Origin of the sequence: Massilia sp. UBA6681, assembly GCF_002454935.1 — a bacterium.
GTDB lineage: Bacteria > Pseudomonadota > Gammaproteobacteria > Burkholderiales > Burkholderiaceae_D > Telluria > Telluria varians.
The window spans coordinates 6,582-6,785 of sequence record NZ_DKJX01000090.1 but is presented as its reverse complement, the minus strand read 5'-3'; the positions used below and the strand labels follow the sequence as shown (position 1 = coordinate 6,785).

Genomic DNA, 204 nt, shown 5'->3' with positions numbered 1-204 from the left:
CGGCCATGATGTCGGTCACGCGCGCCACGCTCGCCAGCACGTCCTGCATCGTGACGCCGGCGTCGGCCACCAGCTTGCCGCCTGCTTCGACCTCGCCGTTCGACGCGTCGATGAGCTGCTTGATCTCCTTGGCCGCCGCCGCGCAGCGCTGGGCAAGGCTGCGCACCTCGTTCGCGACCACGGCGAAGCCGCGGCCCTGTTCGC

Annotated in this window: 1 protein-coding gene; it reads right to left on the bottom strand. The window is 71.6% G+C overall.

Annotated features, from left to right (window positions below):
* A partial coding sequence (locus B2R83_RS16390; protein ID WP_292043527.1) for a methyl-accepting chemotaxis protein occupies positions 1-204 on the bottom strand: 204 nt, incomplete at both ends.